Here is a 17,518-nt window from a genome sequence, read left to right as displayed (position 1 = left end):
CTTAGTTACTGTTCATTTTCTGCCGATGAATCTTTCATCACCATGATGGACGCAGAAAGCCCGAATCGAAGATCAACATCTTCTGGAAGTTCTTGGATTGAGATTCGCACCGGAATACGTTGTGCTAAGCGAATCCACTGAAATACAGGGTTCACGTTTGGAAGAAGGTTGTAGCCGACCGTGCCGTCTTTCGGCGCAATACCCCAACCGATAGAGTCAACCGTTGCGTCAATTGGCGTGTCTGGGTGAGACATCAAAGTGACGCGTGCTTGGCTGCCAGGTTCGATTTGCGCGAGTTGGTTTTCACGGAAGAAACCAAACACCCAGAAACTGTTCTTGTCGAGCAGCGCCAGCAGTGGCTGGTTTGCGACCGCTTGCGTACCGTTTCGAATATCGAGGTTAGACACAAAACCATCGACGGTCGCATAAACTTTGGTAAAGCTGAGGTTAAGGCGCGCTGATTTTAATTGCTCTTCTGCAGATTTGATTTGCAGTAGCGATTCTTCGTAAGCGATTTCACGACGAATCAGATCCTTATGAGAAACCGCGCCGCGGTCTTTGGCGCGAATATCTTTAAGGCGGTCGTATTCGATTTTTTTACCGCGAGAGCTAACAATGGCGCGTTCTAGTGCCACTTCGGCTTGAGACAAAGCAACTTCGTAAGTCGCAGGGTCGATTTCAAACAGTAAATCGCCTGTTTTCACTTCTTGGTTGTCTTGCACCGCGACATTTACAATTGGGCCTGATACACGAGGAGCTACTTTGATGACGTTCGCGCGCACTTGGCCGTCGCGTGTCCAAGGGTTATTAAAATACTCTTCAAATTTTTGATAGCCGAGCCAAGCTGCGCCACCAAGAATGACAAGATTGAGTGCGATTACGAATAGTTTTTTCATCTTGTTTGGCACCTAAAATTGAATATAAAAGCTGTCGATGGCCACCACATAACCGACCATGATGGCAATAAACGTCAGAGACGGAAAAGCAATGAAGCGAGACAGACGTGTCTTGTTCAATATCATCACCGTTATCCACGTTGCCGTGACGGCGAGAAAGAGCACCAGTAACGTAGGAGAAAAGTAAATGTCTCCCCAAGAGAGTTCATGAGGCATTAGAGATCCTCCGTTTTGTTCTCATCACTGGTCTCATCCGGAGTTTCGAGGCGCAAAGGCGGCAATACACGGTTTTCTTCATTTAAATAACCATCCCAGTCAGTTCGTTCTGTCATTTGCTTGGCAATAGATTCACTGAGGAAGGGTTTGCCTGTTTGGGTTTGCCAGCCTCCACCTAGGGCTTTGTAGAGCGCTACAACTTGGTTCGCGACGTTCCCTTTGATCGTTGCGTAGCTGTCTTCCGCACGGGTCATTTTCTCTACCGAGTTGAGCAGACGTTCAAAAGAAATTTGGCCGTTTTCGTACTGCGTCATGGAGATGTTGAACGCACGAATGGAAGAGTTGACAGATTGCAAACGTAAATCTTTTTGCTGCAAATACAGGTCATACGCTTCGATCGCATTGGTCACTTCGTTCACGGCTTGCAGCACTTTTTTGTTGTAGTTGGTCAGCGTTTCTTGGAAGCGAGCATCTTCGAAACGAATGTTATTTTTCACGCGTCCGTATTGGAAAATGTTCCAACTGAACGTTGGGCCAACCACCATGGTGAGCGAATCGCTAAAACTGAAACTGCTGCCATCGGGAACCGTACTGTCGATACCGATGGAACCGAACAGCGAAAAGCTTGGGTACAGAGCCGTTTCCGCCACGCCAATCTGCGCACTTTGCGCGCGAGCTTGCATCTCGGAGACTTGCAAATCAGGGCGGCGCATCACTAAGTTCGCGTCCACTTGGGTATCCAACAGCGGTGGGCGCGGCACAATGGAGCGCTCGTCGGTGCCCGATAGCGCCGATTTTCTGCCCGTCGATTTGAACTGTTTTTCGTAGTCAGCAATTTGCTTATGCATTCCATCTGATTGCAGCAGCTCGTCTACTTCTTCCGGTAATGCACCTAGTAATAACGCCAACGCGGTACGTGATTGTTTCATCGCGACTTCGAGACTCGGTAATGCCGCTTTGGTAGTATAGAGTTGGTTTTTCGCCTGCTGAACGTCCAATTCTGTAACGTTGCCAGAGTCGAACTGCACCTGCGTAATGCGGACGACACGCTCTTGAATTTCGATGTTGCGACGAGACAGCAAAATGCGCTCTTGGAACGTGCGATAGTTAATGTAGTTACGCGCCACTTCTGCGGTGATGGTGACCATGATGTCGTGATACGACGCGATGGATGCGTAATAACCCGCTTCTGCCGACTCAATACCGCGAGCATACTTGCCCCAAACATCCATTTCCCAAGCAGCATCAAACGACAAAGTGGCGTTATTCACGCCCTGATCATTCACGTAGGCACGCGTTAGATTTCCTGACACGGTTTGAACTTGCGGGTATTGCAAGCCAGTCGAAATGCCAAGTAATGAACGAGCTTGGACAATGCGCAGTCCCGCGGCTTCTAAATCGAGGTTTTGTTTGCTCGCCAACTCAACCAGCTGATTGAGAGTTGAGTCATTAAATTGCTGCCACCATTGTTGTAGCTGTTGCTCTGATTGCTGCGTATCTTTGGCTGCTTTTTGCACCGACCAGTCACTTGGCATTGGCGCCTGCTTTGGATGAACATAGTCTGGCCCCACAGTGGTACACGCACTGAGTCCGAGCAAAGAAAGTATGGCGAGGCTTGGTTTGGTTAGTTTTGGAAGCATCATATCCCCACCTTTAAAAACGCTTCTGTTGTAAGTTCACCCAATCGATATCCTCGTAGGTTTGCTTGCAATGCTTGATTGCTTCGAACACGTTCCGTTTTAAATTCAGCAAGATATAAAAACCGGCTATCTCAGAATAAGCGTAGTCAGATAAATCTAACTCACTAAAAAAATCTTCCAGTTTATCTTCGAATGATTGGTAATCCTGACTGTATTGGTCGAATACGGAATCGAGTTCTTGTGTTGCTTGATGGCTGGCTAAAGCGCCCGCCATCAAAGGAATGATGGAATCGCGGTGTTGTTGGCGAAGTTGAGTAATCAGCGGATTGGTCAGCAACTTTTTCTCGGCGGCCATTAAGATGTTGATGTGACTACTGAGTACATCACACGCTTTGCTAAACGCGCCGATCGCTTCTGGCGTGGTTTTGTCAAAGTGTTTGTGGTTGATTTTTGAACCCCACACCTTGAGCTTTTTCGATGAAACGTTGAGCGTCACCAAATGCAAGGCCCGTTTGAGCGGCGTAATAATCGAGCTGGACTGCTTCTGATAGGAGTCAAACAGATCCCGAGTGTGCCTAAAATAGCGCTCTTTTATAGTCAAAAAGAGGTGTTCTGGTCGTGAGCTAAACGGGAAGTAGTGCGCGAAAATGATCATGAATACCACCATGTAGAACAGCAGCATGATCGTCATGAGGATCCCGAAGTGATAGAACATGTTGTTATCTAAACCGAGAACAAACAAGCCCACCATGTAGAAAATCGTCACTGGCCCGTTGAACAGATAAAAGCCGATAAAGGTGTAGATAAAGATGAATAGGCCAAGCTCTAACCCTAGATCCAATTGGGGAAGAATGAAGACGTAAGAAGGCACCGCGAACAAGAAGCCGAAAGTGAAAAGCACTAGCAACAAAATCGGGTGCACAGGCACGAACGACAGCAAAGACATAAACATGGTCGAGAAGACCACGAACGAGTAGCCGCCTGGTGGATTGAAATAAATCCAAATCAGTCCTGCAACCCAATAAGTGACAAAGGTTTTGACCGCGGTTTTAAAATTTTCTGCGTCCCACCATAGAAACTTGCCTTTCGGTTTCGGCAGCGGTACGTCAAAGGAGACATTGTTCGTCACAGAGTCAATACAACTAATGCTTTCCGCCAAACGCGACAAGTTTTGATGCATGAGCCCCAAGAGGTGCCCCAGCATAAGCGCAGAGCCTTTCTCTAGGTGCGCTGCGTCTTCAAGCAACGCTTGGTTGTATTCGACTTTGAATTCTTGAGCACGAAAAGCGGGCTCTTTTTCGTCCCACACTTGTTGGCAGGTATCAAATAGCGCGTCAATTTCCGCAACGGCTTGATCAAAGTTGCTGATGCTTTCACGGTCTTGCTGGTGGCTAAAGTGGCTGTGTGCCGCGACGGTCAATTGTTGCGTTATTTGCTTGTTCAAATGAACCGCTAAGCGCCACTCTTTCATGTAGGCCGACACGTCGCTGCATTCCACACTGACTGTGGCAAAACGCTGTTCGAGCGCATTTTGGGCGGCAAACATCTGTTCGATGAGAGTGTCTACGCTAGGTTGTGGCTCTTCCGCTTCTGGATTTTCGTCTCCGCTTTCTTGAGGAGAGATTTGCCCTGCCGATTTTTGCTCGAAATTTTGCAAGATAGCGGAGAACAACGCGCGTTGTGCTTGGTTGAGTTGTTCGATGAGCTGTCTTAGGTTTTGTTCTGTTTTGGTTGGGAATAAGAAAGTCCCCACGAGTGTGTAAACCACCACCCCAAACACCGTCATATAGGCGCGGTCAACGCCATAAAGAAACGCACCTTCTGCGTCACCGCCATTGGACATCATCAACGTCATCACACCGGTCAGCATGAGTAGCGTAGGATCTTTTTGATAGGCATTACGGAAGTAAAAAATGAATGAGACCACAACCGACACGCTCAGCATGTACAGCAAGCGATCTTGAGCAAACAACCCCACCAGTAACAAGCCAACCACGGCACCAACCAATGTACCTAACACGCGTAAGGTACCTTTGGCGAGTGATTCACGACGACTGCCTGTCGATGCAATCAGCATTACAGTGGTTGCGGCCGTCGATGCTTGCGGCCAACCCATGGCAAACGGGATCAGATAAGCCAGAGTTAGGCTAAGCGATACTTTAATAGCGAATTTTATTTTGTCGTTCATAGTGTCAAAGTTTGCTCAGGCTTATCGTTATAAGTTGATGAATTTCTTATGTGAATAATCAGAATATTGTTCTGAATAAATTCGGGGGGCGGAATATAGCGGGTGAAAAAGTGTGCTTTGTAAACCCTTTGTCAAAACACAAAGTGCGTATTTGGCTCGATCTCGCGCTAGCCCTTGGCGTTATTGACGAAACGGCTAAAACGAGCAAAATCTCGATCTGTGACGATTCTCACTTTTGAAACAAAATCGTTGTGTTGTGTGAGCCAATTCTCGCCTTATATCCTTCGCCTGATACTAAAGCAGGCCACTCGTACCATCTGCAATGAGCTTTGCTGCTTTAAAAAGCATAGATGATGAATGGGTATTTGAGAGGGAAAGTTATTATTTTTTATCGGCTTGCCGATTGTTCGCTTGCTTTTTTGGATCGAGATAAAAAACCAAAGCGATGCCACCAAGAATGATGCCACTGGTTAAAAGTGTGTGTAGTGAAAGAGGTTCGTGGAGTACGACGGTACCTAACAGCAAAGCAATGGCTGGCACGGAAAGTTGGCTGACGGCGGCTTGAAGCAAAGAGAGCTTACGTACGACTTGGTACCAAAGTGTATAACCAAGGCCAGAGGCAATGGCGCCAGACGTGATAGCGAGCAAGATTCCACTCAGAGAGAGATGGATTGAGGACAGCATCAACGGCGATAGCAGTATGCCAATCATAGATGCAGCGATAAATCCCCACGTGATGCCACTACTTGGAGAAGGCGCTTGTTTACCGAGCGCAGTAAACGCAGCCCAACAAACGCCAGAAATCAACATGAGAAGTGCAGAACTGATATCGGGGCGAGTGGCTGATGGCAACATTAACCAAACAAAGCCAACAATCGAAAGGCCGATACCGATGATTTCGAGAAACTGAAAGCGCTCACCTTGCCACCAATAGATTGCCAGTAATGTAAGTTGCACGGCACCAAACAAAAGCAAAGCACCAGTTCCTGTCGCCAGTTGTAAGTACGCGAAAGAAAAAAGGGCAGCATAACCAAATAACGCCACGCCAGCAAAAAAGCGAAAGCGAGAAGTTGGCCGATCGGCTTTCCACTGACCTCTCACGACAAGCAATGCGATTAAGGTAATCGCGCCAGATATCAATCGGACGAGAGTGAAGCTTCCTGCATCAATTAACCCTTCGGCCAATGCAAGTCGGCACAATAATGAATTGGCGGCGAACGCCAGCATCGTAATAGCAGTGAGTAAAAAGGTCGACATCCTTGGCCCTTAACGCAGAAATATGGATTGAGTGTAGCGTCAAACGACCTTTTTCATTAGTTGATAAAGTGATTAGTTATAGCTGTCAGAGCGAGAAAATCAGCAAAAATCACCAGAGAAAACCTGACCTTAGCCTGAGTGTTACTGTGGTAGGGATGGTTGTTCGTACAATGACTTGATGGTGTTTTTCAACCATAGCAATTTGGGATTGTACGCATTGCGTTTATGCCAAATCATGGTAAATGGAATCAGTAACTTGTCTTGTTGAGTTTGGTCTAACGGAATTGGCAAGCACACCAAATCGAGATGCAGCTTTTCTGTGTAGCTTTTGCAATAGTGCGGCGCGGTGGTGATCATGCCATGCGTCGGCTGCGCTGCCATAAAAAGGGATTGCTCAAAGTTGGACATCGTCAGCCCGATAGAGCGCTGTAGCCCTAGTTCCGTTAACACTTCATCCAACGCCCAAGTTTCACTTTTTTCCCAAACAATATTGATGTGTTGGTAGTTCAGAAAGGTCTCGAGATTCCACTCTTGCTGTAATGCCGGATGATCTTTATGCAAATACACCATCGGTAGGTCATAAAATAGAATCTCAAAATCCAAGAAATACGGCAGAAGATCCAACGACTCTTTCGATCTAGGGTGACTTTCTCGGCCGGTAAAACCGATATCCGCCTCGCCTCGAATGATGGCGTCGAGTGAATCGTAATCCCAGTTACTGGTTTTTACTTTCGCTTCAGGGTATCGCTGGTGGATAGCGACGATGAGTCTGTCTAGCACCGTGAGTACTAATGGCGACTCAATCGTGATATCAAAACGCACTCCTTTAGGCGTAATATCGCTGCGTTTTTCTGCAATCTGGCTGCCAATTTGCAGCCATTCTGCAAGATCTTGCTCCATGCTTTGCGCCAAAGGTGTTGGCGCAAGACCTTTAGGTGTTTTGACAAACAAAGGATCATCGAACCAATGACGAAGTTTGTTGAGCGACTTACTTACGGTAGAGGGCGTAACGTTCAGCTTTTTCGAGGCTTTCGAGACGCTTTGTTCTTGCAGCAATAATTGCAGAGTGAACAATAAGTTTAAATCAAGTCGCGCTAGGGATTTCTTCATAATGGGTATCGTGAACAGGCTTTGGAATCAATAGTATTAGAGCAAGGCTGATTACGCTACCTAACACTAAGATAAACACCAACATATTCAGAGCACTAACGCCGATGAAACCCATAAACCAAATATAGAACGCTGAACTACAAACTTGAGCAATGCCCAGTAACGAGCTTGCCACGCCAGCTTGTTGAGAGAATGGGCTGAGCGCTTGGCTCATGGCCACGCCAAAGCCACAAGCGAAGCCAGCGCAAATCAGCCCAAGTCCGAATACATAGTAAAGAGATTGTCCATCATGGAAATGGGCAGCACTGAGTACTATGGCTGCACAAGCGAGCAATACTTGAGAGGTCATCATTAAGGTTCGCTGCTTAAAAATCCCCAATGCCAATGGCGCCGAGAACGAAATCAACATACTGATCGTCGCAGTCCCTGCCATGATGGAAGAATAGCCACCGCGATCAAAACCAAGCATGCTCATCACGACAATTGGTGAAGCGTTAACAAAGGTCAGAATGGTGGTCACTCCAAGCGCAGTAATGATCAGCCTACTGATAAAAAATCGCTCGAAGAAAGTCTCTTGATGGCTCTCTGGCGCTGTCTGTTCTTCCCCTTGTTGGTTGGGTAGTGATTCCTTGAGAACAAAAATGGCCAATACACTGACGAGAATGCCCATTCCTGCCATCGTGGTAAACAAACTCGGCCAAGGAAATTTCAGCATAATCAAGTGACCAATCACGGGTGCGATCACTGGAATGATACAGGTGATGCCATTGAGCATCGACAATACTTTCGCGCGGCGTTCATCGTCTAACGTGTCGCGTAAAATCGCGAACGCGACGACATAGCAAGATCCAGCCCCGATGCCTTGGCAAAAGCGAGCAATCAAGAAAGCGTTTGGTTGCTCAGCCATCCCGCCGAGAAAAGACGCTAGCACGAAGATCATCGCGCCGACGACGGCAACAGGTTTTCGTCCCACAGAGTCTGCAATTTTCCCCGCGAATAACATGGTGGTAGCCATGCCAGCTAAATAGATCGAAAACGCAATATGCAACTGAGATTCACTGGCGTTGAGATCTGACGCAATTTGAGGCAAACCAACAAGATACAAATCAATGGCAGTAGGGTAGAGTAAAACGAGTGCAAAACTACAAAGTAAAAAACGGGACATGGAAACCTCTCTATCGAATGGCGAGGATAATAGAGTGCTAAACGTTTGCCTGCGAGTGGGAAATACGACACTAGGTATTTCTATTTACGACATACCCTGTATGAATTGAGCATAAAAACAACAAGGAAGATTATGATTACTATTGAAAAGTATTCGCCTGAGCGACATGAACAAACTTGCGAACTTAGCGTGCTAGAAGATCAATCGCAGTTTACGGTCGCGGATGTGGGTGAAATGCTTACACGTCTTGAACCTACAGAACTTCCGCATCTGATTTTGGCAGACGATGACGTGGTTGGCTTTTTTCTATTTGATGCAGCTTACAGCGAGAAATACGATTTTTGCCCGAAAAACAGTTTAGGCGTGCGTGCTTTGCTGGTGGATCACCGTCATCAAGGCAAAGGCATCGCCAAGCAAGCCATTCAACAGTTTGCCGATTTCGCCAAACGCCATTATCCCGAGTTTGATGCGCTTTATCTCACCGTGAATTGCCGCAACATACCCGCTTATCAGTGTTACTTAAAATCAGGGTTTGAAGATACCAATGAGCTTTACCACGGCGGCCCCGTTGGACCGCAGCACATCATGATGCAGCCGCTTTAACTAGAAAAACACCAAGGATGGATATATGAGAATTGAAATCGACAATTTAGAACGGCAGCAGGTGCTTGCGTTGTTGGAAGAGCATTTGCAGGACATGTACGCTACATCGCCACCAGAGAGCGTGCATGCGTTAGATGTAAGCAAGTTGAAGTTGCCTTCAATCACGTTTTGGACGGGCTGGGATGGTGAGCAGCTATTGGGATGTGTGGCAATTAGCCAACTAGAAGATCGTCACGCAGAGTTGAAATCGATGCGTACGACGCCGTCGGCGAGAAAACAGGGCGTGGCATCCCGCTTACTCAATCACGTGATTGAGCAAGCGAAACATCAGGGGATACAACGTTTAAGTTTGGAAACTGGGTCGATGGCATTTTTTGAACCCGCGCATCGCCTATATGAAAAACATGGCTTCGCGTACTGCGAGCCGTTTGGCGACTATCAACCTGATCCAAATAGCCGCTTTATGACCCTAGCGTTGTAGCCCGTCGCGACTAAAAGTTAAAGTAGTAATTAGCTCCTGGCGAGATGAGTGATGCACGCTCACGCGCCAGTTGTTTTCTTCTCTCTCTAATACGCTTCGCGTTGTCTTTATCTAAGTTTGCATCCAATTGATGATCAAGGCGTGATATCTCCGCATCTAACGCGTTAATGCGCTGTTGAAGCTGATATTCTTGATGGCCTAACTGATAGTTTTTAAGGAAAAGATCGTTAGAGCAAACGCCATAGTAGGTTTTTCCTTCTACACCCACCGTGTAACCATTGTCTGGCGAACAGTAAAGAATAGTGCCTTTATCAAAACCGTCTTGCCACTCAACGTGATTTGGCGTTACGCCTGCTTCGCGACAGTCTTTAATGTATTCGTACAAAATGTTTGGGTTGTTGCCTGAGCGGCCATCTTGGTAGCCGACGCGATACCAATCTGCGGTTTGGCATTGTTCTGGCGACATGCTGCTACAACCAGAAAGTAATGCAAACATGGCAAAGAGAAGCGCAATGCGTTTCATGAAGTGGATTCCTTGTTACTGCGTTAGGTTCGCTGATTATAAATGAACAGTGTTCATTTCCAATAGATAAAATTAATAATTACCGACTTATTGATGCGTTGAGATTGTGAGTTTGTCGGCTTGAAGCAAAAATTTTTTGCTTGTGGAACGAGCGTTGTTCGTCAGTAGTGATGTTACGAATAGAGTACTTTGCGTGAAGGTAGAGGCGAGATTAGTGAGGTGGGAACCTCTTCGTAAGCCGCATCTATAAACAGTTGCCTGCGCGAATGTTACTTTTTCTCAGAGATTCCCATATCAAAAGCCCCTCGTTCGAGGAGGAACGGGACTTTCGATAATTTTATGCTTAACTTTCAAATGAAAGTTTGTTGCCAAACGCGGACTTCCAGTCTTTATCAAATTGATCGACAGCCGACTGAACTGCTGGATGAGAAAACATCTGCGCGGCCACATCGACAGGCAAGGTAATCGCTTCAATACCTAACTTCATCACTTCCATCGCTTGTTGGGTATTCTTAAAACTCGCTGCCAAAATTTTTGCAGGCAGTTGGTTTTGATCCAGTAGCAATTGCAGGTCTGCGACCACTTCTACACCGTTTCCGTTCATCGCATCAATACGGTTCACATAAGGCGCAAGATAGTCAGCGCCACACAATGCCGCAAGGAAACCTTGCTGGGCAGAGTAAATAGCAGTGGCGAGCACTTGAATTCCCTCTTTTTTCATTAACTTAATTGCCGATAAGCCTGTTTCGGTTGCTGGCACTTTGACGACCATATCATAAGGTAATTCATGGATTTGGCGCGCTTCTTCCACCATGCCTTCTACAGTTGTGCTCACCACTTGAGCATGGAAACGGGGTGTGCCCCCTAACGCTTCTTGCATGCCAGCTAAGGTTTGGTTCAAGCCTTGTTTTGATTTCGCCAAAATACTTGGATTTGTGGTTACCCCTTTCAGAGGTAGGCATTGGTTAAAGCGTTTTACTTCTGCCACGTCAGCAGTATCTAAATAGAGTTCGATCATGGGTTCTACCTTATACAAAATCTTCGTTTTGATGATGGGATCACTATAGATCTGACAATCCGCTGAGATCTTGATTTTGATCAATTGTAATTTCAATTGAAACTATAATAATTTCACAAAACGAAAGTTAAGTAGCAATGTTTCATTATCAAATGAAGCTTTCAGAAAAAGAAAAGCGTGAAAAGTAGAAGAGCAAACCAAGAGGCGGACAGCAATGTATTTCAATATTCAGAGGTTCTCGACCCACGATGGTGATGGTATTCGCACCATTCTGTTTCTGAAGGGATGCAGTTTGTCCTGTCCTTGGTGCCAAAACCCAGAAAGCCGCAGTGAAAAGCACTCTCTGCTGTTTGATGAGCGCAGTTGTATAGCGGACTGCCAGCTTTGTGTGTCGGCTTATAAACAAACCGTAAACGGCGACATGGCAAGCGATGGTATCCGACGCATTGACGATCAAATCATCATCAATCGAAAAGCCATGAGCGAGGCGCAGATCATAGCGCTGCGAAACGTATGTCCAACACAAGCGCTCAGCATATGTGGAGAAGCGGCGAAATCGGACGACTTGTTTGAAGTGTTGATGAAAGACAAGCCTTTTTACGATCAAAGCCAAGGTGGCGTGACGTTTTCTGGTGGCGAGCCGCTGATGCAGCCAAATCTTGTGGCAGAACTTGCCGAACGTTTGCATCAAAACCATGTGTCTACGGCGGTGGAGTCGTGCATGCATGTTCCGTGGAAAAACGTAGAAAAAGTTGCGCCGTATATCGATTGCTGGTTAGCGGATCTTAAACACACCGACGAAGAAAAGTTTCTCTGCTGGGCGAAGGGATCGTTAAAACGCATCAAAGACAATTTTAGAAAATTGGCACCGATGGCTAAACGCATTGTTATTCGCGTGCCGGTTGTGCCGGGCTTCAATGACACCATTGATGAGCTCAAAGCGATCATTGATTTCGCAGCTTCATTAGAAAGCTGTCAAGAACTTCACTTGCTGCCGTATCACACCCTCGGCATCAATAAATACCGTTTGCTCGATATGCCTTACGAGTGTTCTGACAAACCATTAAATAATCCAGAACTGCTAGAAAACGCAATGCAATACGCAAGCGAACATACTCAACTTAACGTGATTGTTAGAGGTTAACCATGGACCTACATACCCTTCCAGAGCGAATCAAAGCCCACAAATCTGCACTGGTCAACATCGTAACGCCGCCTATCTGTACCGAGCGCGCAGAGGCTTACACTCGGGCGTATCAGGCAAATGAAGACAAACCTGTGATTGTGCAACGAGCGCTGGCGCTACAAGAGCACTTACGTACTCGCACCATTTGGATTAAGCACGACGAGCTGATTGTCGGTAACCAAGCGAGCAAAGTACGCGCTGCGCCGATCTTCCCTGAATACACGGTGCGTTGGATTGAAGCGGAAATCGACGAACTGGCCGACCGACCTGGGGCTGGTTTTGCGGTAAGTGAAGAAGACAAACAAAGCATTCACGCCATTACGCCATACTGGCGCGGTAAAACGGTTCAAGATCGCTGCTATGGACTTTTTACCGACGAGCAACAAGAGATTCTAGCCAGCACCATCATTAAAGCCGAAGGCAACATGACTTCGGGCGACGCGCACCTTGCAGTGGATAACGAAAAAATCCTGAAGATCGGTATGAACGGTCTGCTGGATGAGGTTCGTCAGCATCGCGCTAATAACGACGTGTCGACGCATGAAGGGTTGAAGAAAGAGCAGTTTTATAAGTCCGTCGAAATTGTCTTGCTTGCGATTCAGGAGCACATGGTGAGTTACGCCGATCTCGCTCTGGAAATGGCACAAAACGAAACGCGACCAGAGAGGAAAGCGGAACTGGAGACAATCGCAGAAAACTGTCGTCATGTGGCTTTCCATGCGCCAACCAACTTCTGGCAAGCTCTGCAACTGAGCTATTTTGTGCAGTTGATGTTGCAAATTGAATCGAATGGCCACTCTGTTTCATTCGGTCGGATGGACCAGTTCCTAAACGACTACTACGTGCGTGATCTTGAAAGTGGCACGATGAACAAAGCGTTCGCCCTTGAGTTATTGCAAAGCTGTTGGTTGAAATTGCTTGAAGTAAACAAGATTCGCTCTGGCTCGCACTCAAAAGCGTCGGCAGGTTCTCCGCTGTATCAAAATGTCTGTATCGGTGGCCAAAAGCTGAATGAGAATGGAGAACCTGAAGATGCCGTAAATCCGCTATCTTGGGCGATTTTGGAGTCTTGTGGTCAGCTACGTTCCACGCAACCGAACTTGAGTGTTCGCTATCATAAAGGTCTGAATCAAGAGTTCTTGATGGGCTGTATTGAAGTGATCAAATGCGGATTCGGTATGCCTGCATTCAACAACGATGAAATCGTCATTCCAGAGTTCATCAAGCTAGGTGTCGAGAAAGAAGATGCTTACAACTATGCGTCTATTGGCTGTATTGAAACCGCTGTTCCAGGCAAATGGGGTTACCGTTGCACGGGTATGAGCTTCATTAACTTTGCGCGTATTTTGCTGGCGGCGCTTAACGAAGGTGTGGATGCAACCACGGGCAAAGCCTTCTTGCCGCATGATAAGTCGTTGGCAAAAGGCAACTTCGAGAGTTTTGATCAAGTCACCGCTTCTTGGGCGGAGCAAATTCGCTACTACACACGTAAATCGATTGAGATCGATACCGTAGTCGACAGCGTGCTTGAGCAGCAAGCGCAAGATATTTTCTGCTCATCGCTGGTGGATGACTGTTTGGCGCGCGGTAAAACAGTAAAAGAAGGCGGAGCGAAATACGATTGGGTATCTGGCCTGCAAGTGGGTATCGCCAATTTGGGTAACAGTTTGGCGGCGATCAAACATTTGGTGTTTGAAGAAGCACAAATCAGCCAAACGGAACTGGCAAAAGCATTAGAAGAAGACTTCTATGGTATTGAGAACGAACAACTTCGCCAACGCTTAATCAACTTCGCGCCAAAATACGGCAATGACGACGATTATGTCGACCAACTGCTGGCTGATGCTTACCAAGTTTATATCGATGAGTTGGCGCAATTTGTCAACACACGTCATGGGCGCGGGCCAATTGGTGGTGGCTACTACGCGGGAACATCAAGCATCTCTGCCAACGTGCCATTTGGCGCATCCACGATGGCAACACCAGATGGTCGAAAAGCGAAAACACCACTGGCGGAAGGCGCAAGTCCAGCATCGGGCTCTGACCGTTTGGGACCAACGGCGGTGTACAACTCAGTCGGTAAAATTCAAGCCAATAAAATCTTGGGTGGTGTGCTGCTTAACCAGAAGTTAAGCCCAGCGGCTGTCGCTTCAGAAGGAGATAAGCTCAAGCTTTCAATGCTGATTCGCACCTTCTTTAATCACCATAAAGGTTGGCACGTGCAGTACAACATCGTCTCTCGTGAAACCTTGCTGGCGGCGAAAAAGAACCCTGAGCAGTATCGCGATCTCGTTGTACGAGTTGCGGGCTATTCAGCCTTCTTTACCGCGCTGTCACGAGACGCGCAGGATGACATCATCGCCCGTACCGAACACGAGTTGTGATGGTCTCAACCCCTGTTAATGCAGAAGGCACCGATAGGTGCCTTTTTGTTTACTCTTCAATGGTTATGCCACTAGAGCCGGGAAGCTGCGACACAAAATTGGAGCCCATGAGTTTAGAGGGTGTGTATACACCGGCTTCAGGCTTCGTATGTAGCAGGTGTTCTACAATCGCCAGAGATCCCGTTACGGTTAAGCTGTAGCCATTGGCCGTTTGTACTCGTGCTGTTTTGCTTTGTCCGAGTTTGTTACTTGCTTTACCCCACACATATGTGGGTAATTGGTTTCTTTGCTCCTCATTCGGTCCTTTTACGGTTCTTTCAATACGGCTTTTTATGAGGTTTTGTACCCAGGTTATGCCGAGAAGGGGGCGAACCCAATTCGCTCGTTTAGCGTTTTTTATCATGTTCGGCGATCCGGGAATAAAAACATCAATATTCTCAATCCCCGTGGTGTAATAGGCGGTTGAAACATCGCCCCACGGAATGGTCATCGCAAGTTTTTCGCCGTCACCAAAATCAATGTTGCGAACTTTATACGCTAGCGGAACGGTGGTGATTTTTCCGTTAAGTCTCACTTTTCCGCCTTGAGCCAAACCTTCGACAGACGTTTTCGCTGTGCCCGGAGAAAAACCAGAGCGAGAGTCAAAACCGAGAGACAAGTGGGTTGCATCTGGTAGCGCAGCTTTCAATGTGGCTGCAATGCAATCCGTTGGAATAACATCAAAACCAACACCAGAGCACAATACGACACTAGCTTCCTTTGCTTGTGATTGCAGCGTTTGTGCAAACTCAAATACAGAGATCTCACCTGTAATATCGAGATAATGCGCGCCTGCTTCTAGGCACGCTTTCATCATCGGTTTTGCCGTCGAAGAAAAGGGCCCTGCGCAGTTTAATACCAGTGAGGAACCCGAAATATGTTGGACCGCGCTGCTTTTATCCTCAAGAGAAAAAGCAAGACTTTGCAGCCCTAGTTCAGCCGCTAGGCTTTGTACTTTCTCTAAACTTCTACCTGCAAGGATTGGGTGGTGACCCCGTTTTACGGCCTCTCTCGCAATCAGCTCGCCTGTATAACCATTGGCTCCGTATATGATCCAACGCTCTGGGGATGATGCCGGTGTGTTATCTTTCATCAAAAAGCTCCTATCAATGCCTGCTTAAAGAGGTTTCTGGTCATTGGCTTTTTCTTGTTGAATTGTGGTCAAGCCTTGTTCGAATGTGGTGATTTGAAAATCTGGAAAACGAGTCTGAAACTTATCTGAAACAAAAAGGTTGTCAGATTCGTAGCGAGGCAAAAGCTCGGCTGCATCTCGAATGGTTTGATTAAATCGCCCAGCTAGCCACAATTGCCAGCGCTTGATGACTTTGTATTTCGGCTGAACGTTAAAAACCTTTGCCGCAACAGCGATAAACTCCCGATACGTCAGTCGACGATCATCGCAAGGCAAATGCCAAGTTTGTCCGTAAGCATCGGGCGTATTCCCAATTAGCGCCATGGCTCGGCTTGCGTCTGGCGTATAAATTAAGCTGCGTTTGGTGTCATCACGTAAAAACACTTTTGCGCTCTTTTGGTTAAGTAGATTATCGATAATGGCGGAATTAGTGATGCTTTGCGTTTTTCCCGGGCCGTAAAACTCCGGAGCGCGACAGATAACGGCTTCGATTTCTCCTTTATTCATCGATTCTAGCAGCATGTCAGTAATGACCGCACGAATTCGACCTTTTTCTCCATTAGGTTGAAATGGTGCATCTTCTTGTTGAGGCGTATCCGTTTGCGGGTACATGTAGGTATTATCAAAGTAAACAAGCTTTGCTTGATGAGTTTTACATGCGGCGATGACATTACGCATCATTGTTGGCCACTGTTCCACCCACAGTTGGGTATCCATTGGTAGCCCTGCAGTAAGGTAAACGATACTAGAACCTTTTACGGCATCTGATGTTTGTTTCGCGTCGAGCAAGTCCGCTTTTACCAGTTGATCCGTCTCGTTGACTCGATGCGGATTGCGGCTCACTAAACGGATGTCGCTCGTAAAGTCTCGTTTTAGGCTTAATGATAGCTCACGGCCAATTTGCCCACTTGCACCTAATATCGTTTGCATTCACCAATCTCCTGCTGTGTTGCTTTGATATTCATCCTAAGATTAAAGTTAGGTTTAAGGTCAACCCGCATTTTGAAGATAAATCAGATTAATTTTTATTGAATATAGAAATAAGGAGATGGCAGACCTGAGCTAAGAGCGAATGGTTTTGACAAACTCAATTTAGTGGCAGGTAGGGAACTTGCGAATCTTTAACTCAACATCAAGAGTAAAGCTTCGCTTGTTAACGTTGCTTTGCTTTGGTGACGGCTTTATTTTTATTTGAAGGGTTTTCTTTGGTCAGAATCGTTTGACCAAGCTGAGACATGACGCGTTTTGCATTCATTGCACAGTCCATGTCATCTGGCTTAGCTTCAATCTCTTTAAGTACTTTTTTTAACTTGCTTTTACTCTGCGCAATTTTTCGCTCAAGTTCGTCTAGCTCTTGGACTTTTTGCTGCAAGGTTGTCAACAACTGATGATGATCCCAGCTAGAAAGGTCGGATGGCAGTAACGCACTTAGTTCATCCAAACTGAATCCAGCTTGCTGACCCGTTGTGATCATGTCCAGAATCATTAACGCTTCTTGCGGATACTCGCGGTACCCATTGGCTTTACGGGTCACGGTTTTTAGCAGTCCGATGCGCTCGTAAAATCGAATACGCGAGGGAGCAAGGCCCGTTTTTTGCGCCAGTTCGCCAATTTTCATATCAAGCGTGTCTCATTAGGTTGATAAAATAACCTTACCATTTCTGAACATTCTCGCCAGTT

15 protein-coding genes and 1 pseudogene are annotated in these 17,518 nt (G+C 46.8%); 4 read left to right on the top strand and 12 right to left on the bottom strand.

All coding sequences use genetic code 11. The features are described 5' to 3' along the window. Positions 1-5 precede the first annotated feature (5 nt). From NDJ01_RS03825 to NDJ01_RS03795, 7 genes and pseudogenes are all read right to left on the bottom strand, one after another. Positions 6-896 (bottom strand): HlyD family secretion protein, encoded by an 891-nt coding sequence (locus NDJ01_RS03825; protein WP_258586270.1) that lies wholly within the window; start codon positions 894-896, stop codon positions 6-8. A gap of 12 nt (positions 897-908) precedes the next feature. Then, entirely contained in the window at positions 909-1,112 is a 204-nt protein-coding gene (locus NDJ01_RS03820) for a DUF1656 domain-containing protein (protein WP_005462724.1), read from the bottom strand. Beyond that, entirely contained in the window at positions 1,112-2,755 is a 1,644-nt protein-coding gene (locus NDJ01_RS03815; RefSeq protein ID WP_258586269.1) for a TolC family protein, read from the bottom strand. Before NDJ01_RS03815 ends, NDJ01_RS03820 begins: the two co-directional genes overlap by 1 nt. Positions 2,756-2,765: 10 nt before the next feature. Further along, a complete protein-coding gene (locus NDJ01_RS03810; RefSeq protein WP_258586268.1) occupies positions 2,766-4,940 on the bottom strand; it encodes an FUSC family protein in 2,175 nt (724 codons plus the stop codon). Between the two features lie 388 nt (positions 4,941-5,328). After that, positions 5,329-6,197 (bottom strand): annotated as a pseudogene (locus NDJ01_RS03805) (DMT family transporter). 141 nt (positions 6,198-6,338) lie between these two features. Then, positions 6,339-7,307: an HTH-type transcriptional regulator YidZ gene (yidZ, locus tag NDJ01_RS03800; protein ID WP_152813222.1), complete on the bottom strand. Its 969-nt coding sequence runs from the start codon at positions 7,305-7,307 to the stop codon at positions 6,339-6,341. Then, on the bottom strand, positions 7,282-8,472 hold the full coding sequence (locus tag NDJ01_RS03795; RefSeq protein ID WP_258586266.1) for an MFS transporter: 1,191 nt from the start codon (positions 8,470-8,472) through the stop codon (positions 7,282-7,284). Before NDJ01_RS03795 ends, yidZ begins: the two co-directional genes overlap by 26 nt. 132 nt (positions 8,473-8,604) lie before the next feature. Here NDJ01_RS03795 and NDJ01_RS03790 point away from each other — a divergent pair, with 132 nt between their 5' ends. Next, positions 8,605-9,075: a GNAT family N-acetyltransferase gene (locus tag NDJ01_RS03790; RefSeq protein ID WP_258586265.1), complete on the top strand. Its 471-nt coding sequence runs from the start codon at positions 8,605-8,607 to the stop codon at positions 9,073-9,075. A gap of 25 nt (positions 9,076-9,100) precedes the next feature. After that, the gene (locus NDJ01_RS03785) at positions 9,101-9,556 is read left to right on the top strand and encodes a GNAT family N-acetyltransferase (protein ID WP_139060955.1); all 456 of its coding nucleotides are present in this window, start codon (positions 9,101-9,103) and stop codon (positions 9,554-9,556) included. 10 nt (positions 9,557-9,566) lie between these two features. Here NDJ01_RS03785 and NDJ01_RS03780 read toward each other — a convergent pair whose 3' ends face one another. After that, positions 9,567-10,079, bottom strand: a complete 513-nt coding sequence (locus tag NDJ01_RS03780) for a DUF2799 domain-containing protein (RefSeq protein ID WP_139060956.1) — start codon at positions 10,077-10,079, stop codon at positions 9,567-9,569. Positions 10,080-10,422: 343 nt separating this feature from the next. Next, the gene (locus tag NDJ01_RS03775; RefSeq protein ID WP_139060957.1) at positions 10,423-11,097 is read right to left on the bottom strand and encodes a fructose-6-phosphate aldolase; all 675 of its coding nucleotides are present in this window, start codon (positions 11,095-11,097) and stop codon (positions 10,423-10,425) included. Between the two features lie 214 nt (positions 11,098-11,311). Between NDJ01_RS03775 and NDJ01_RS03770 the strand changes: the two genes are divergently transcribed. Both NDJ01_RS03770 and NDJ01_RS03765 read left to right on the top strand, forming a co-directional pair. Further along, entirely contained in the window at positions 11,312-12,241 is a 930-nt protein-coding gene (locus NDJ01_RS03770; protein ID WP_139060958.1) for a glycyl-radical enzyme activating protein, read from the top strand. 2 nt (positions 12,242-12,243) lie between these two features. Beyond that, on the top strand, positions 12,244-14,667 hold the full coding sequence (locus tag NDJ01_RS03765) for a formate C-acetyltransferase/glycerol dehydratase family glycyl radical enzyme (protein WP_258586264.1): 2,424 nt from the start codon (positions 12,244-12,246) through the stop codon (positions 14,665-14,667). A gap of 49 nt (positions 14,668-14,716) precedes the next feature. Here NDJ01_RS03765 and NDJ01_RS03760 read toward each other — a convergent pair whose 3' ends face one another. From NDJ01_RS03760 to NDJ01_RS03750, 3 genes are all read right to left on the bottom strand, one after another. Further along, positions 14,717-15,799 (bottom strand): trans-acting enoyl reductase family protein, encoded by a 1,083-nt coding sequence (locus tag NDJ01_RS03760; protein ID WP_025508146.1) that lies wholly within the window; start codon positions 15,797-15,799, stop codon positions 14,717-14,719. 24 nt (positions 15,800-15,823) lie between these two features. Beyond that, positions 15,824-16,768 (bottom strand): SDR family oxidoreductase, encoded by a 945-nt coding sequence (locus tag NDJ01_RS03755; protein WP_258432045.1) that lies wholly within the window; start codon positions 16,766-16,768, stop codon positions 15,824-15,826. A gap of 223 nt (positions 16,769-16,991) precedes the next feature. Next, positions 16,992-17,456, bottom strand: coding sequence for a MerR family transcriptional regulator (locus NDJ01_RS03750; RefSeq protein ID WP_258459248.1), 465 nt, complete (start codon positions 17,454-17,456; stop codon positions 16,992-16,994). Positions 17,457-17,518: the final 62 nt, after the last annotated feature.

Origin of the sequence: Vibrio sp. HS-50-1 (genome assembly GCF_024747315.1) — a bacterium.
Lineage (GTDB): Bacteria > Pseudomonadota > Gammaproteobacteria > Enterobacterales > Vibrionaceae > Vibrio > Vibrio diabolicus.
This window is presented reverse-complemented; position numbering and strand designations above follow the sequence as displayed.

Bases quoted from the DNA above. Each gene is read 5' to 3' on its own strand.
- NDJ01_RS03825 (WP_258586270.1), bottom strand. From the start codon at position 896: ATGAAAAAACTATTCGTAATCGCACTCAATCTTGTCATTCTTGGTGGC.
- NDJ01_RS03820 (WP_005462724.1), bottom strand. From the start codon at position 1,112: ATGCCTCATGAACTCTCTTGGGGAGACATTTACTTTTCTCCTACGTTA.
- NDJ01_RS03815 (WP_258586269.1), bottom strand. From the start codon at position 2,755: ATGATGCTTCCAAAACTAACCAAACCAAGCCTCGCCATACTTTCTTTG.
- NDJ01_RS03810 (WP_258586268.1), bottom strand. From the start codon at position 4,940: ATGAACGACAAAATAAAATTCGCTATTAAAGTATCGCTTAGCCTAACT.
- yidZ (WP_152813222.1), bottom strand. From the start codon at position 7,307: ATGAAGAAATCCCTAGCGCGACTTGATTTAAACTTATTGTTCACTCTG.
- NDJ01_RS03795 (WP_258586266.1), bottom strand. From the start codon at position 8,472: ATGTCCCGTTTTTTACTTTGTAGTTTTGCACTCGTTTTACTCTACCCT.
- NDJ01_RS03790 (WP_258586265.1), top strand. From the start codon at position 8,605: ATGATTACTATTGAAAAGTATTCGCCTGAGCGACATGAACAAACTTGC.
- NDJ01_RS03785 (WP_139060955.1), top strand. From the start codon at position 9,101: ATGAGAATTGAAATCGACAATTTAGAACGGCAGCAGGTGCTTGCGTTG.
- NDJ01_RS03780 (WP_139060956.1), bottom strand. From the start codon at position 10,079: ATGAAACGCATTGCGCTTCTCTTTGCCATGTTTGCATTACTTTCTGGT.
- NDJ01_RS03775 (WP_139060957.1), bottom strand. From the start codon at position 11,097: ATGATCGAACTCTATTTAGATACTGCTGACGTGGCAGAAGTAAAACGC.
- NDJ01_RS03770 (WP_139060958.1), top strand. From the start codon at position 11,312: ATGTATTTCAATATTCAGAGGTTCTCGACCCACGATGGTGATGGTATT.
- NDJ01_RS03765 (WP_258586264.1), top strand. From the start codon at position 12,244: ATGGACCTACATACCCTTCCAGAGCGAATCAAAGCCCACAAATCTGCA.
- NDJ01_RS03760 (WP_025508146.1), bottom strand. From the start codon at position 15,799: ATGAAAGATAACACACCGGCATCATCCCCAGAGCGTTGGATCATATAC.
- NDJ01_RS03755 (WP_258432045.1), bottom strand. From the start codon at position 16,768: ATGCAAACGATATTAGGTGCAAGTGGGCAAATTGGCCGTGAGCTATCA.
- NDJ01_RS03750 (WP_258459248.1), bottom strand. From the start codon at position 17,456: ATGAAAATTGGCGAACTGGCGCAAAAAACGGGCCTTGCTCCCTCGCGT.